Source organism: Halomonas sp. SIMBA_159, assembly GCF_046536035.1.
Lineage (GTDB): Bacteria > Pseudomonadota > Gammaproteobacteria > Pseudomonadales > Halomonadaceae > Vreelandella > Vreelandella venusta_A.
Window position 1 is genome coordinate 1 of sequence record NZ_JAWJBT010000005.1, and the last position, 16,103, is coordinate 16,103.

The following is a 16,103-nucleotide window of genomic DNA, read 5'->3' on the forward strand; positions in this document are numbered from 1 at the left end:
TGTTAGGCCTGCCGCCAGCGTTCAATCTGAGCCATGATCAAACTCTTCAGTTTAAAATCATTGTGATCCTTACGTGTTACTCGAAAGCAACAAAAGCGGATCAAACTTGGCTCAAGGTTCAAACGAATTCGAAAGATTCAAAAATCTCTCTTGTGCGCTTGCCTTGATATTTGGTGATTTATCACCCTCATCGGCAAGCGCCCACATGAATTACCTGATCAAATTGTTAAAGAGCTGTTTCGCTGTGCTGGCTCGATGACCTGAACCGTGCTGCCTCAGCGAGGAAGGCATATTCTACGCATTTCCTGGTGTTTGTCAACCGCTGTTTTCAGCGAGTGAAGCGAGCGACTTAAACTATAACAAGACGGCTCTAACTTCCTGACAAACCAGAGGTTTTTCAACCTCATTCACCGCTGGTAACGCTTGGCGTCCCCGGCAGCGGATGCGTACTTTACGGATTCGCGGCCGGGTTGGCAAGAGCTAATATGAAAAAGTTTTCAAAAAGTTCAGGACTTAGGTTTTGCCTTACGCATAACCGCTAGCACCGGGCCTGAGCATACATAAGCAGCAAATAGCAGCAGCAGCATAACGGAGGGCTCTACTGAGATCATGACGAACCCTAGAACAACCGCCAGTAGCACCACAAAAGGTACCGGCTTCTTAAAGTCCAAATCCTTAAAGCTGTAGTAGCGGATATTGCTCACCATTAGGATACCGGCTGCACCTACCACCACTAGCATCAGCAGTTTGAAACCTAACGCATCAGCGTCGAAGCTATGGAATGTCCACACACTAGCGGCTACCAGGGCCGCTGCAGATGGGCTGGGCAGACCGATAAACCACTTTTTATCAACGCTGCCGATCTGCACGTTAAAGCGTGCAAGACGAAGCGCGGCACAGGCAACATAGAGAAACGCGACTACCCACCCGGTTTTACCGATGTCTTGCAAAATCCAGGTAAAGGCAACCAGTGCAGGCGCCATACCAAACGAGATCATATCGGCGAGGCTGTCGTATTCAGCACCAAACTCGCTTTGAGTATTGGTCATCCGGGCAACTCGACCATCCAAGCCGTCTAGCACCATGGCAATGAAAATGGCGACCGCTGCGGAAGTGAACTCACCGTTAATCCCAGCCACAACCGCAAAGAAGCCAGAGAAGAGTGCGGAGGTCGTAAATAGGTTGGGCAAGAGATAGATACCTTTACGACGAATCTTCTTGCCATCCTCAACGGCCTCTTCCACGACTTCCGTTTCGCGCAGAAAAGCGGCCGCCAAGTCTTCATTGCCGACGGGCTCATCACTACTTGATGCTTGCTGAGATGATTCGCCGTGGGTGGAAACATCAGCCGGTGGCGTTTTTTCGTGCTCTTGGTCGCGAGCATCCTGGGTCATAAGTGTCATCCATTTGAAGTGAAGTCACACGAAAAGTGATCTCTTCTCATTCTACACGGTGACGCCCAGGCAGCCAGCCAATTGCCGTAGACAACGAAAAACGCCCCGAGACAGAGCCTCGGGGCGTTAGCAAATCAGTGAATCGATTAGTTCTTGGACTTATCGACCAACTGGTTGGCAGCAATCCACGGCATCATACCGCGCAGCTTGGCGCCTACCAGCTCAATCTCATGCTCAGCGTTCAGACGACGACGCGCTGTCATGGACGGATAATTGGTATTGCCTTCCTGGATGAACATCTTAGCGTATTCACCCGTTTGGATACGCTTGAGTGCGTTGCGCATGGCAGCACGCGACTCATCATTGATGACTTCAGGGCCGGTCACGTACTCGCCATACTCTGCGTTATTAGAGATGGAGTAGTTCATGTTGGCGATGCCGCCTTCGTACATCAGGTCGACAATCAGCTTGAGCTCATGCAGACACTCGAAGTAAGCCATTTCCGGTGCGTAGCCAGCTTCTGTCAGCGTCTCAAAGCCCGCTTTTACCAGCTCAACCGCGCCACCGCACAGTACCGCTTGCTCACCGAACAGATCGGTTTCGGTTTCGTCTTTGAAGGTGGTTTCGATAATACCGCTGCGACCACCGCCAACACCGGCAGCGTAGGAGAGTGCCAGCTCTTTAGCACTGCCAGACGCATCTTGGTGAATCGCGATCAGGTCAGGAATACCGCCGCCTTTGACGAACTCAGAGCGAACGGTATGGCCCGGAGCTTTCGGCGCGATCATGATCACGTCGAGGTCTTTGCGCGGTTCAATCTGGTTGTAGTGAATGTTGAAGCCGTGGGCGAATGCCAGCGTCGCGCCTTCTTTCAGGTTCGGCTCAACTTCCTGCTCGTAGATAGCTTTTTGGTTTTCGTCCGGCGCCAGGATCATCACCACGTCAGCGGTTTTGCACGCTTCCGGTACGCTCGCCACTTTTAAACCAGCCGCTTCTGCTTTCGCTGCGGAAGAGGAGCCTTTACGCAGAGCGACGGTCACGTCGACACCAGACTCTTTCAAGTTGTTGGCATGAGCATGCCCTTGAGAGCCGTAACCAACGATGGTGACTTTCTTGGCTTGGATCAGGGACAGGTCGCAATCTTTATCGTAATAAACGTGCATGGCGAGACTCCAGAAGTCGGTGTTATCAAATTTTTATAGCGTATAAGTCAGCGTTGATGGCCACCTGTGCCGTCTTTTGCAGCACTAGGATTCGGCGTTGAGGTCACTCTACGACAGCACGACCGTTGCGTAAAACGCTATGTTTGCAACATACTATTTCATATTATGAAATTACGCCTAGGATGTCGGCCTTTATGGATTTTCGCCTACTCAAGCACGTGGTCACTTTGGCCGACACACTGCACTTTGGCCGCGCCAGCGAGCTTTGTCACATTAGCCCCTCGACGCTCAGCCGCTCTATTCAGCAGGTGGAAACCGAGCTGGGCACCCGCCTGTTTGAACGCGACAACCGCCACGTGACGCTGACCCCTCAAGGGATCACGTTCCAGCACTACGCCCGAGAGACGCTAGAGCAGTGGGAAACGCAAAAGCGCACTCTGGCCGCTACCACGGCGCAGCTCAGCGGCGAGATCAGCATTTACTGTTCGGTTACGGCCAGCTACAGCTTTCTGTATGAATTATTAAGCGATGTGCGCACACGCCATCCCGGTATTGAATTAAAACTGCATACCGGCGACCCCGCCGACGCAATGTCGAGAGTACTGGAAGGCGCAGACGATATGGCGATTACTCCTCGCCCGCGTATTCCGCCTAGCGCGCTGGCTTTCAAATCCTTAACCCGCTCGCCGCTGCTGTTTATTGCCCCCACTGAGTTTCATGCATGGCTGCCGCCACAGCCAGAGAGCTCTACCGCCGAGCAGTGGCAGCACGTGCCGATGATTTTGTCGGAAGCGGGGCTTTCCAGGGAGTATGCCAATACGTGGTTTAAAGCCATGGGCATTTCGCCACGCATTTACGCCCAGGTGGCAGGCCATGAAGCTATTGTCAGCATGGTGGGGCTAGGCTTTGGTGTGGGCGTGGTGCCCAAAATTGTGCTTGATAACAGCCCATTAGCCGAGCGGGTACAGGTGCTGAACGTTAAGCCTGAACTACCGCATTACGATGTAGGGCTTTGCGTACTCAACCGGCGGCTAAAAAACCCGATGATTGACGCTTTTTGGGCAGCGGTGAATGCGCGCTAACGGACTTAAATAGCGAGGCATCACACATGAAAAAGCCGCCCAACAAGGGGCGGCTTTTCACTGGTGCAACAAACAATGACAGCAGTAACGCGTCGCTTACAGCGACAGCACTTTATCGCCACGGGCAATACCGGACACCCCGGTACGCGCCACTTCCAGAATACCTACTGGCGCCATGGCCTGTAAGAAGGCATCTAGCTTTGAAGCGTCGCCGGTAATCTGCACGGTGTAGAGGCTGGGTGTCACGTCGACGATCTGCGCACGGAAGATATCCACCGTACGCTTCACTTCATCGCGGGCAGCGCCAAGCGCTTTCACTTTCACCAGCATCAGCTCACGTTCAATGTGGTTACCTTCGGTGAGATCCACCAGCTTGACCACATCAATCAGCTTGTTGAGGTGCTTGGTGATCTGCTCAATGACGCGGTCATCGCCGACGGTGGTAACCGTTAGGCGTGACAGTGACGGATCTTCCGTCGGTGCCACGTTCAGCGTTTCGATGTTGAAGTTACGCTGGGAGAACAGCCCGACCACACGTGACAGCGCACCCGGTTCGTTTTCCATCAGAATCGAGATGATATGACGCATCAGGTACGCTCCGTTTTGGACAGCAGCATGTCACGCATAGCACCCAGCGGTACCTGCATCGGATAGACGTGCTCATGGGGGTCGACCTTCACATCCAGGAAGACCAGCTCATGTTTGTTGGCAAAGGCACGCTCTAGCGCCGGCTCCAACTCGTCTAGCGTCTTCACGGTGATCGCGGTGAACCCGTACGCCTCAATCAGCATATGGAAGTCAGGCAGCGACTCCATGTAAGAGTGCGCATGGCGAGATTTGTAGTTCAAATCCTGCCACTGGCGCACCATGCCGAGCGAAGCGTTGTTCAGGTTGACGATTTTGACGCCCACACCGTACTGCTTACAGGTAGAGAGCTCCTGCATCATCATCTGGAAGCTGCCCTCACCGGTGACACACACCACATCGTCTTCCGGGAAGTTTTGTTTGATGCCCATAGCGGCCGGGAAACCGAAGCCCATAGTGCCTAGCCCGCCCGAGGTGATCAGACGATTCGGCTTATCGAACTTGTAGTACTGCGCCGCAAACATTTGATGCTGGCCAACGTCCGTGGTGACGTACGCTTCGCCACGGGTGACTCGGCACAGCGCCTCGATCACTTCTTGTGGCTTGAGTACTTCGCCCGGCTTGGAAGGCTCGTAGAGTTTGCCTTCACGCTCGGCGCGCCAGCCGTCAATTTTTTGCCACCAATCGGTGAGCGCTTCAGGATGCGTGATGGTCTGACCCTGCACCAAGCTAATCATTTCATTAATGACGCTAGAAGCTGGCCCTACAATCGGCACATCGGCGCGCACGGTTTTAGACACCGAGCTTGGGTCCACATCCACGTGAATAATCTTCGCCGTTGGGCAGAACTTCGACGTGTTGTTGGTCACCCGGTCATCAAAGCGCGCGCCAATCGCGATAATCAAGTCGGCGTGATGCATGGCCATATTAGATTCATATGAGCCGTGCATCCCCAGCCAGCCTAAGCACTGACGGTCGCTTTGTGGATACGAGCCAATGCCCATCAGCGTGGTGGTAATCGGGAAGCCCAACTGCTTCACTAAGTCGGTCAAACCTTCGCTGGCTTTGCCTGTCACGACCCCGCCACCGGTATAGAACACCGGGCGCTTGGCCTTTAGCATCATTTCGACAGCTTTTTTAATTTGCCCCGTATGACCACGGGTAACCGGATTGTACGAACGTAGTTTGACCTTTTTCGGATAAACGTATTCGTAACGCTCGGTGGGGGCGGTCATATCCTTAGGAATATCCACCACGACCGGGCCAGGGCGGCCGGTTGAAGCGAGATAGAAGGCTTTTTTCAGCACTTCTGGAATTTCAGAGGGGTGACGAATCGAAAAGCTGTGCTTCACGATCGGACGTGTCACGCCCACAATATCGGTTTCCTGGAAGGCATCATCGCCAATCAGGTGGCTCATGACCTGGCCACATAGCACTACCATGGGAATAGAATCCATGTAGGCAGTGGCGATCCCGGTCACCGCATTGGTGGCACCGGGCCCAGACGTCACCAGCACAACGCCAGGCTTGCCAGAAGCACGGGCATAGCCGTCGGCGGCGTGGGTGGCTGCCTGTTCATGACGCACGAGAATGTGCTTCACCTTGTCTTGGCGGAACAACGCATCGTAAATGTGCAGCGCCGCGCCGCCAGGATAACCATAGATGTACTCAACGCCCTCATCTTGCAAGAAGCGGGCGATCATATCTGCGCCGGAAAGCAGTTCCACTGTGTTTCTCCCCTGGAGGTCTCGAGTGCGAGCCGCAGGACATCCTGCGGTGTCGAGTGCGGCGGTATGCCGCTGCCGGCCCATGCCGGCACCTGATGCCAAACCCTGGCAATATGGCCCGGTTAGGGCCTGCACTCTCATCGGGAACGCCCATTAATGGAAGCATTAATGAACATTTCCCTTACACGGCGGTTTGCCGTGTCGGGGCGTTGGCCAGGTCAGGCGGTTAGCCCAAGCCCGGAAGTCCTTCGGCGGGTAAAGGCATTTGCCTACCCTTCGCGCGGTGATGAGGGGTTGCCCGTTGATTCCGCGCCCGCAAATCAGGAACCCACAAGATTCCATTAGCGCCCTTAGCCTGTCAACCTCCGATCTGGTCAAACGCAACAAAGGTCGCAGTCAGCGCAAAAAAATGCCCTGCCAGCGGTGCTGACAGGGCATTTGCCCTATTTCATTGCGCAATTACTGCCCTGGCGCAACAGGTTAGGCGGGCCAGGGCGATTAGCCAAACACGAGCTTGCCCTCGCTGGCACTAATATGAATCGTATCGCCGGGCGCATACTTGCCCGCCAACAGATCTTGCGCCAACGGGTTTTCAATACGGCTTTGAATCGCCCGTTTCAGTGGCCGCGCACCAAATACGGGGTCGAAGCCCACTACCGCCAGCTGCGCCATGGCATCGTCACTGATCTCCAGACGCAGGTCGTGTTCAGCGAGCCGCCCTTTCAAACGCTCTAACTGAATACCGGCAATGGCCTGAATCTGCTCTTGGCCAAGTGCGTGGAATACGACCACTTCATCAATGCGGTTGATCAATTCCGGGCGGAAGTGATTGCCCACGACCTCCATCACCGCATTTTTCATCAGCTCGTAGTCGTTATCATCCCCGCCCATGCGCTGAATAATGTCTGAGCCCATGTTGGAGGTCATCACAATCACCGTGTTACGGAAGTCGACGGTACGACCCTGGCCATCGGTCAAGCGGCCATCTTCCAGCACCTGCAGCAGGATATTGAACACATCTGGGTGTGCTTTCTCCACCTCATCCAGCAACAGCACCGAGTAGGGCTTGCGGCGCACGGCTTCCGTTAAGTAACCGCCCTCTTCATAGCCCACATAACCGGGAGGGGCGCCGATCAGGCGAGCCACGGAGTGCTTCTCCATAAACTCCGACATATCGATACGCACCATGGCTTCTTCCGTATCAAACAGGAAATTGGCCAGCGACTTACACAGCTCGGTTTTGCCCACCCCGGTCGGGCCGAGGAACAGGAACGAACCATTGGGGCGGTTGGGGTCGGCAAGGCCAGCACGAGAGCGGCGCACCGCGTTAGCCACCGCCTCTACCGCTTCATGCTGGCCAATAACACGCTCATGCAGCGCATCTTCCATGCGTAGCAGCTTGTCCCGCTCGCCTTCTAGCATTTTAGAGACAGGAATGCCGGTCCAGCGGGAAACCACTTCCGCAATCTCTTCTTCCGTGACGTTCGAGCGCAGCAGCTGATGGCTGGCGGTATCCGCTTCACCCTCGCCTGCCTCGCTGATTTTTTTCTCCAGCGCGGGAATTTTGCCGTACTGAATTTCCGACATGCGGCCTAAATCGCCCTGGCGGCGAGCCTGCTCAAGATCAATACGCGCTTGTTCAAGCTCTGCCTTAAACTGCGCCGCGCCTTGGATACTGGCTTTTTCCGCTTTCCAGATCTCATCCAGGTTGGCGTATTCGCGCTCTAAGTCATGAATTTGTTGATTCAGCGCTTCCAAGCGTTTTTTGGTGGCTTCGTCGGTCTCTTTCTTGAGCGCTTCACGCTCCATTTTGAGCTGGATCAAACGGCGATCAAGGCGATCCATCTCTTCAGGCTTGGAATCCAGCTCCATACGAATCCGCGAGGCTGCCTCATCAATGAGGTCGATGGCCTTATCCGGCAACTGGCGGTCGGTGATGTAACGCGTTGAGAGCTTGGCAGCGGCAATAATCGCTGAATCGGTAATATCAACGCCGTGGTGGACCTCGTAACGCTCTTTCAAGCCACGCAGGATTGCGACGGTATCCGCTTCAGAGGGCTCATCCACCAGCACTTTTTGGAAGCGGCGTTCAAGCGCGGCATCTTTTTCAATGTACTTGCGGTACTCATCCAATGTGGTGGCGCCCACACAGTGCAGCTCGCCACGGGCAAGGGCGGGTTTGAGCATATTGCCTGCATCCATCGCGCCTTCGGCCTTACCGGCACCCACCATGGTATGCAGTTCATCAATAAACAGGATTACCCGGCCCTCTTCTTGCGAGAGCTCTTTAAGCACGGCTTTTAGGCGCTCTTCAAACTCACCACGGAACTTGGCACCCGCTAAGAGCGAACCCATGTCCAGAGAAAGCACGCGCTTCTCTTTTAAACCCTCGGGTACTTCGCCGTTGACAATACGCTGGGCCAAGCCTTCGACAATCGCGGTTTTACCCACGCCAGGCTCACCAATTAATACCGGGTTATTTTTAGTGCGGCGCTGCAATACCTGAATGGTACGGCGAATTTCGTCGTCGCGGCCAATCACCGGATCGAGCTTGCCATCCAACGCGCGCTGGGTCAGATCCATGGTGTATTTCGTCAGCGCTTCCCGCTGCTCTTCCGCGTTGGGATCATCTACCTTAGCGCCACCGCGCAGGCTGTTAATCGCCGCCTCTAGGCTTTTTCGGCTCAGCCCCGCTTCCTTCATCACCTTGGTCAGGGCACTGTTCATTTCCAATGCGGCCAGCAGCACTAGCTCGGAGGCAATGAACTGGTCACCGCGCTTTTGCGCTTCACGGTCGGTTAAATTCATCAGCTTGACGAAGTCACGGGAGGGTTGCACCTCGCCATCAAACTGACTCACTTTAGGAAAGTCATCTAACTGGCGCTGCAGGCCATCGCGTAGGCGCGAACTGCTGCCTTCAGCTTTTTCTATCAGCGCTTTAATGCCGGTGTCTTTGGTATCCAGCAGGGCCAATAAGAGATGGGCAGGGTCAAGCTGGTTGTGACCACGACCTACTGCAAGTGACTGTGCTTCCGCCACAGCGGCCTGTAATTTGGCAGTGAATTTATCAAATCGCATGGAGTGCCTCCTGGGGGAGCCGTGCGTTTGGACCCACGGCGCTTCCCGATAACCTGTCGTTGAACGTGCTAAAAACGATTAGCTTGACAAGTTAAATGGCGTCAGATCTGCGCATTTCAAGAGGCGTATCTTATAAGCTGGGCCCCATCATGCCTTTACTTGATCCAGATCACGCTGGCCATGCGACCCGTGCTGCCATTGTCACGGCGATAAGAGTAAAAGCGCGACTCGCAGGCGGTACAGAAATGCCCGCCGCTAATGTTATGAATCCCCAAAGCTTCTAACCGAAAACGCGCCAACCGATACAAATCGGCCATATAGTGGCCAAGCCGGTAAGGGCTATGGTCAAACGCTTCAGCGGTATCGGGGTGCACGGCAACAAACGCACCGTACACCTCGGGCCCCACTTCAAACTGTGCATTAGAAATAGCGGGGCCTAACCACACAAGAATATCGTTAGGGTCGCAGTTCATTGCAGCGACTGTGGCTTCCAGAACGCCGCCTGCCAGCCCCCGCCAGCCCGCATGGGCCACGGCCACTTGTGTGCCCTGGCGATTGCAGAACAGTACCGGCAAACAATCCGCCGTGAGTACCACACAGGCATACTCGTTGCTGTTCGCCACGGCCGCATCGGCATCAGGCGCGTCGCCCTGATACTCCTGCTGCACTCTCGCTCCATGGGTTTGATTGAGCCACAGGAGCGGGCGCTCATCGCCGATCTCTTTTTGCAGCATACGCCTACACAGCGCTACATGGTCGGCATTGTCACCCACGTGAGCCGCAGGATTAAACGCAGCAAAATCGTTTTGGCTTGGCCCTGCTTCCCGCGTGGTGACGAAGGCCCGCACGCTGGCTGGGGCGGGCCAATCCGGTAGCAGCAGTGTGGGCCGAAGATTGATGGCATCGCTCATCGCATGGTCTCGTTATCTTCGCGCAGGTAATCCAACAACATCAGCAGGTCGTCAGGCAGATCTACTTGAAAGGTCAGCGTCTCGCCACTGACGGGATGTACAAAGCTCAGCTTGCGGGCGTGCAGCGCCTGGCGCGGAAACTCACGCAGAATTTCTTTTAACGGGCCGGCAGCCCCCGGCGGCAGCTTGGCACGACCGCTGTAGAGCGGGTCGCCAATCAGCGGGTAGCGCGCATGGGCCATGTGCACACGAATCTGATGGGTACGCCCGGTTTCAAGCGTACAGCGCACGTGCGTATGGGCACGAAAGCGCTCCACCACACGAAAGTGCGTGACCGCAGGTTTACCAGAGACAGTGACGGCTTGGCGCTTACGATCCTTGGGGTGGCGTCCAATCGGTGCGTTAATGGTGCTACCAGCAACGGGCTTGCCCATCACTACCGCATCGTACTGGCGAGACACGCTGCGTGCCTGTAACTGCTCAACTAACGCTGTTTGCGCGGGCAGCGTTTTGGCCACCATCATCAATCCCGTGGTGTCTTTATCTAAGCGATGCACGATACCCGCTCGTGGCACCTCAGCAAGACGCGGGTGGTGATGCAACAGCGCATTAAGCAGCGTGCCGTCGGGGTTGCCGGCGGCGGGGTGGACCACCATACCCGCCGCTTTATTGATGACGATGACGTCTTCATCTTCATAAACAATATCGAGCGCGATGTCCTGCGGCTCAAAGCGCGTGTCTTCTTCAATGGTGGCGTTCAGCACCAGCATTTCGTGGCCATGCAGCTTGGCTTTTGGTTTTAACTGGGTACCATCGACGGTGAGCTCACCGGCGTTGATCCACGCTTTCAAGCGCTCGCGGGAGTACTCACTGAACAACTCCGCCGCCACTTGGTCAAAGCGTGCACCGGCTAATGACGCGGGTACCCGCTGCGTGGCTTCAACTGTACGAGACATGAATTACCTCTCTAAGACGCAAACAGCCCCACCTAGGCATTGCGCAGCAAATAGAACTTGCGATACCAAAGTGTCGCTAAGCCTGCGTTTTACGTCTAGGTGATTTATAGTGGGCTAACTGCGACCTATTCTACCATTTCTACTTATGGCCATCGTCGCTTTTCGGTGATTGAGGCTTGTTTGCAACGAGGATGATGATGCGCGTTTTTTCCGCTGCCCACCGCTTTGGCGCCCTAGCCTTGAGCCTTGCCCTGCTAGCAGGCTGCGCCAGCAATGACACCACCCCGGAAGAAGAGGATGAGTTCGCGGGTGTCCAAGAGCGCGAGCTTTATGAGCTGGCACGCACCGCGCTCGATAGCAACCGCTTCCCGATTGCTATCGAGCGCCTTGAAGCTCTTGATACCCGCTACCCGTTTGGCCCTCACGCCGAACAGGCCCAGCTAGAGCTGGTTTACGCCTATTACGAGAACAGTAATTGGGAAGAAGCGCGCGCGGCGGCCAGCCGCTTTATTCGCCTGCACCCCGACCACCCGCAGGTGGATTACGCCTATTACCTACGCGGGCTTTCCGCCTGGCAAGCGGGGCGCTTCAGCTTGGAGCGTCTGCGTTTGATCGATATTTCCAAGCGTGACTTGGGTGCCTCGCGGGATGCGTATAACGACTTCCGTGAGCTGATCCAGCGCTTCCCGCAAAGCCAGTATGCACCAGACGCTCAGCAGCGCATTGTGTATTTGCGTGAGCTATTAGCACGCCACGAACTTCACGTTGCCGACTACTACCTGCGTCGCGGCGCCTTTCTGGCAGCCGTTGAGCGTGGCCGTTGGGTGATTGAAAACTACCCGGAGTCCAATGCCACCCGCGATGCCCTGGCCATTATGGTCGAAGGCTATCAGGGCCTAGGCATGAGCGACCGTTCCAATGAGGTGCTCGCAGTACTGCGTGAAAATGCGCCAGATCATGAGCAGCTTGATAACGGCCGTTTTAGGCCAAAGCATGGCAGCAGCGACTAACCGTTGAATCAGACGGCTAGCGGCGATCACGCCGAAGCTGTACAGTATTTTGACTCATAAGACCACGCTTCGGCGTGGTTTTTTCGTTCAAGCCTAATAAAAACTTACTTAACAAAAACTTAACAAAGCCCAAAAACACCAATAATCATACATATGTTGTACAAAATTTATATCCGACGCTATTATCCCTCTACCGAACATAATAAAGCGCCTTCACGGCGCCTAAGGAGCTTCCCTGAATGCTGTCCCTTATGAAACGACTTTCTGGAACGAAAATAAGCACCCGCCTTACGACCGGTTTTTCTATCTTGCTGGCACTGCTCGTGCTGCTTACCGTCGCGGGGGTGTTACAGGTCAATCAAATTGACCGTGGCCTGAGTGAGATTAACGATGTGAACGGGGCTAAACAGCGTTTCGCAGTCAATATGCGCGGCAGTGTCCATGACCGCGCTATCGTATTGCGGGATATTGTTATCACCTCTGGCGACGGTAACCTCGCAGCACTGCAAGATGAGATCACCCGCTTACGTAGCGATTACGATACTGCTGTTAGCGAGATGCAGGCGCTCAACCGGCAATACCCGCCAACCTCACAAGAGCAAACACTGCTAGACCGGATCAGCGAACAATCTGCTGTGACCATTGATCTCTCCCAGCAGGTGATTGATGCACGAGATGCTGACGACTACGAACGCGCGCAAACAATTATGCTGCAGCAGGCAGGTCCGGCTTACAGCGAGTGGCTAAGCCGAGTCAACCAATTCATTGATCTGCAAGAGCAAATCAACAATGTCACCACTAATGACGCGCGATCAATTGCCTCTGGCTTCCAAATCCAGATGCTTGGGCTTACGCTGTTTGCTCTGCTGATTGGCGGGCTTATTGCTATCTTCCTATCTCGCCAGCTCTTACGTGAATTAGGGGCAGAACCCTATGAAGTAAAAGCCTTTGCTCAAGCCATCGGCCAAGGCAAACTTGCCACTAAGGGACGCCTTAAAAAAGGCGATACCAACAGCATCATGGCTTACCAGGTGGAAATGGCGAAGCATCTACAAGATATCGTGACGCAAGTGCGTGCTTCAGCGGAAGCGGTTGCTTCCAACAGCGAGCAAATCGCAGAAGGCAATAACGACCTTTCCTCACGCACAGAGCAGCAAGCCAGCGCCTTAGCCGAAACCGCCTCCGCTATGGAAGAGTTAAACAGTACGGTGAAGCAGAACGCGGACAACTCCGAGCAGGCGAGTCAAGAAGCCGCCAGCGCCTCGAAAATCGCTACGCGTGGCGGTGATGCGGTAGACCAAGTCGTAGCCACCATGAACGATCTCAATAAAAGCTCCCAAGAGATCGCGGGCATCATTTCCACCATTGATTCGATTGCCTTCCAAACCAATATCCTGGCGCTGAACGCCTCGGTGGAAGCCGCTCGGGCAGGTGAGCATGGCCGCGGCTTTGCCGTTGTAGCAGAAGAAGTGCGCAAGCTGGCCCAGCGTAGTGCCGACGCCGCGCGAGAAATCAACAATCTGATCAGCAGCAATCTTGAGCGCGTCAACCATGGCAATGAGCGCGCTGAGGAAGCCAGCAAATCCACCGAAGAGATCGTCGAAGCGATCCAGCGCGTGACCACCATCATGCAGGAAATTAGTAACGCCAGTGCCGAACAGAGCGCCGGTGTACAAGAAGTCGGCCAAGCAGTTACTGAAATGGATCAGGCCACGCAACAGAACGCGTCACTCGTGCATGAAAGCGCCACGGCGGCCAATAACCTGCGCCAAAATGCTCATCAGTTGCTGCACGCCATGGAGGCATTCAAGCTACCCAATACGTCGACAACGAGCGCTAACCGCCGCACGCATTCTGCCACCACACTCCAGCGCCCTAAGGCCTCAACAGCGCCTGCGCTGCCCGCCGCTAAATCTAACGCGGCTGAACCTGAATGGGAAAGCTTCTAAATAAAACGTCTCATCTGCCGTTAACTATTTAGATAGGCCGTGGTGTTGAACACCACGGCCCACTGTTTTCCCTTGAGGTTACTATGAAACCTTCGCAAAGCCTGTTCATGGTGTTTCTTTTACCGATCTTGATGGTGATCCTGCCTATACTGCTTCTGCTGGGGCTGGCCACACAGGTATTCAAAGAGCAGTCGCTACAAAATTATCAATTACAATCCAACGATCTGGACACATTGGTTCAGATGGCAACGTTTGACCGCCAGTTGGGAGATCTGCACCAGCGTATGACTGAGGTATTCAGCCGCGCTGAAGCGACCGACCTAGGTGCTATGCAGCGCTACTCTGAATACGGTCTGATCAACCAAGAGCTGTCGCGCATTGGTGAAAGTATTGATCAGTTAGCTGCCTCCCCGCTTATTTTTGATTTAAGCCAAGAGAGCGCCGATACGCTGCAGCGGGCATTTCGCCAATATCGACGCTTCGTCAGTATGGCAAATGAGGCCGCGACGCTAAATCAAGGCGATCCGGGTTTTTTCCTTCAAGAAGCCCAGCGCCACTTCACGACGTTTAACCTGTTCTCTCAGCAGATTTTTGAGGCGCTCACGCAGCGTGCCAGCGACCGCCACCGTGAGTCTTACGCCGACCTTACCCAATCGCGCAACTCCACCCTATGGATGGGGCTTGGGCTGTTGGCGCTGCTGATTAGCGCGGCGTTTCTTGCCGCCTGGCGTATCAACCAGCGATTAATGACGGTAGGAGACGCCATTTTAGCGCTTTCTGATAGCCGCCAAGAGTTGCCCGACATGCAGGCGGTGGAGCATTTAAGCCAGCAGCATAGTGGCCCACTTCAGCGCATTGCGCTGTCGCTGCTCTCTTTTCGCGATACCGAGCAGCAGCGTCGCGACGCTGAGCAACAGATTCATCAGTTAGCCTACTACGATACGCTGACCGACTTGCCTAACTGGCGATTAATGAAGGAGCACTTACAGCACTCGCTGGAAACCAACAGCCAAACAGACACCTTTGGGGCGCTAATTTACATAGATGTAGATGAGTTCAAGCGTATCAATGATGGCATCGGCCACCGGGCAGGCGACGACCTACTCAAACAGATGGCAACTCGGCTGAAAGCGCTGGAGCAGCAAGGCTGTACGATTGGTCGTTTAAGCGGCGATGAGTTCGTGCTGATTATTGACGGGCTGGACAACGATAAACTGAAGGCCGCCGAGAAAGCGGAGTTCTTTGCCCAACAGGTAAATCATACCTTAACGCAATCGTACTGCCTCAATGGCCACCATCAATACCTCAACGTCAGCCAAGGGCTGGTGCTGTTCAAAGGTGTCGATGACAGCGTCGATAATCTTTTCCAGTACGCCAACTCTGCCGTTCACATCGCAAAGCGGGATGGGCAAAATAACATCCGCTTTTATGATCCAGCCGTACAAGCACAGCTTGAAAGCCGCACAGAGCTTGAGCGAGATCTGCGCTTAGCCATTGAGAAAGAAGAGTTTGTCCTGGTGTACCAAATGCAGGTGGATAGCCAGGGGCGCGCCATTGGGGCAGAAGCGCTGATCCGCTGGCAGCATGCCACCCGCGGGTTTGTCTCTCCGGGCATGTTTATACCGCTTGCAGAGGAGACGGGGTTGATTGTGCCTATTGGCACCTGGGTACTGCATGCTGCCTGTGAACAGCTGGTCATGTGGCAAACAGCAGAGCACACCAAAGACTTGGTACTGGCCGTCAATGTCAGTGCGAAACAGTTCCAACAACCGAACTTCGTTGAAGAGGTGGCCAACGCCCTGGAGCTAAGCGGTGCTTCGCCCCATAAGCTGAAGCTTGAGTTAACCGAAAGCACGGTGATCGGCAAAGTGGAAGATACGATCGCCCGGATGCATCAGTTGAAGGCGCTGGGGATCAGTTTTGCGATGGACGACTTTGGAACCGGCTACTCATCGCTGCAGTACCTAAAGCGCCTGCCGTTGGATCAGATCAAAATTGATCAATCCTTTGTGCGTGACCTTCACCAGGATGAGGATGATATGGCCATCGTCGAAACGATCATCGCCATGGGGCGCTCACTGGGCCTTAACGTGATTGCCGAAGGGGTGGAAACCATGGAGCACTGGCGCTACCTAAACGATCACCAGTGCCACGCTTATCAGGGTTACTACTTCTGCAAGCCGGTGGCAGCGGAAGAGATGGCCAAACACTGTCTGGCCCCTCCTCCGATACTGACTTAAGCCGATGA

11 protein-coding genes are annotated in these 16,103 nt (G+C 54.7%); 4 read left to right on the plus strand and 7 right to left on the minus strand.

Going from position 1 to position 16,103, the window contains the following annotated elements:
- Positions 1 to 506 precede the first annotated feature (506 nt).
- Positions 507 to 1,394 (minus strand): CDP-diacylglycerol--serine O-phosphatidyltransferase, encoded by an 888-nt coding sequence (pssA, locus tag R0J87_RS04310; RefSeq protein WP_498884569.1) that lies wholly within the window; start codon positions 1,392 to 1,394, stop codon positions 507 to 509.
- A gap of 146 nt (positions 1,395 to 1,540) precedes the next feature.
- Positions 1,541 to 2,557: a ketol-acid reductoisomerase gene (gene ilvC, locus R0J87_RS04315; protein WP_404464065.1), complete on the minus strand. Its 1,017-nt coding sequence runs from the start codon at positions 2,555 to 2,557 to the stop codon at positions 1,541 to 1,543.
- 194 nt (positions 2,558 to 2,751) lie between these two features.
- Between ilvC and ilvY the strand changes: the two genes are divergently transcribed.
- Positions 2,752 to 3,639 (plus strand): HTH-type transcriptional activator IlvY, encoded by an 888-nt coding sequence (gene ilvY, locus R0J87_RS04320; protein ID WP_404343579.1) that lies wholly within the window; start codon positions 2,752 to 2,754, stop codon positions 3,637 to 3,639.
- Positions 3,640 to 3,735: 96 nt separating this feature from the next.
- Here the strand turns inward: ilvY and ilvN are convergent, their stop codons facing one another.
- From ilvN to rluD, 5 genes are all read right to left on the minus strand, one after another.
- Positions 3,736 to 4,227 carry an acetolactate synthase small subunit gene (ilvN, locus tag R0J87_RS04325; protein ID WP_030074339.1) on the minus strand — a complete coding sequence of 164 codons (492 nt, stop codon included), beginning with the start codon at positions 4,225 to 4,227 and terminating at the stop codon, positions 3,736 to 3,738.
- A complete protein-coding gene (locus R0J87_RS04330; protein WP_404343581.1) occupies positions 4,227 to 5,951 on the minus strand; it encodes an acetolactate synthase 3 large subunit in 1,725 nt (574 codons plus the stop codon). The genes ilvN and R0J87_RS04330 overlap by 1 nt, the downstream gene beginning before the upstream one ends.
- 498 nt (positions 5,952 to 6,449) lie before the next feature.
- Positions 6,450 to 9,029, minus strand: a complete 2,580-nt coding sequence (gene clpB, locus R0J87_RS04335) for an ATP-dependent chaperone ClpB (RefSeq protein WP_498884570.1) — start codon at positions 9,027 to 9,029, stop codon at positions 6,450 to 6,452.
- A gap of 155 nt (positions 9,030 to 9,184) precedes the next feature.
- On the minus strand, positions 9,185 to 9,940 hold the full coding sequence (gene pgeF, locus R0J87_RS04340) for a peptidoglycan editing factor PgeF (RefSeq protein ID WP_498884572.1): 756 nt from the start codon (positions 9,938 to 9,940) through the stop codon (positions 9,185 to 9,187).
- Complete coding sequence (gene rluD / locus R0J87_RS04345) at positions 9,937 to 10,896, minus strand: 23S rRNA pseudouridine(1911/1915/1917) synthase RluD (protein WP_404343587.1); 960 nt, start codon at positions 10,894 to 10,896, stop codon at positions 9,937 to 9,939. Before rluD ends, pgeF begins: the two co-directional genes overlap by 4 nt.
- 197 nt (positions 10,897 to 11,093) lie before the next feature.
- Here rluD and R0J87_RS04350 point away from each other — a divergent pair, with 197 nt between their 5' ends.
- From R0J87_RS04350 to R0J87_RS04360, 3 genes are all read left to right on the plus strand, one after another.
- On the plus strand, positions 11,094 to 11,906 hold the full coding sequence (locus R0J87_RS04350; RefSeq protein ID WP_404343589.1) for an outer membrane protein assembly factor BamD: 813 nt from the start codon (positions 11,094 to 11,096) through the stop codon (positions 11,904 to 11,906).
- Positions 11,907 to 12,145: 239 nt separating this feature from the next.
- Entirely contained in the window at positions 12,146 to 13,855 is a 1,710-nt protein-coding gene (locus R0J87_RS04355) for a methyl-accepting chemotaxis protein (RefSeq protein WP_498884574.1), read from the plus strand.
- Positions 13,856 to 13,938: 83 nt separating this feature from the next.
- Positions 13,939 to 16,095 carry a putative bifunctional diguanylate cyclase/phosphodiesterase gene (locus R0J87_RS04360; protein WP_498884576.1) on the plus strand — a complete coding sequence of 719 codons (2,157 nt, stop codon included), beginning with the start codon at positions 13,939 to 13,941 and terminating at the stop codon, positions 16,093 to 16,095.
- The last annotated feature ends 8 nt before the right edge of the window (positions 16,096 to 16,103 follow it).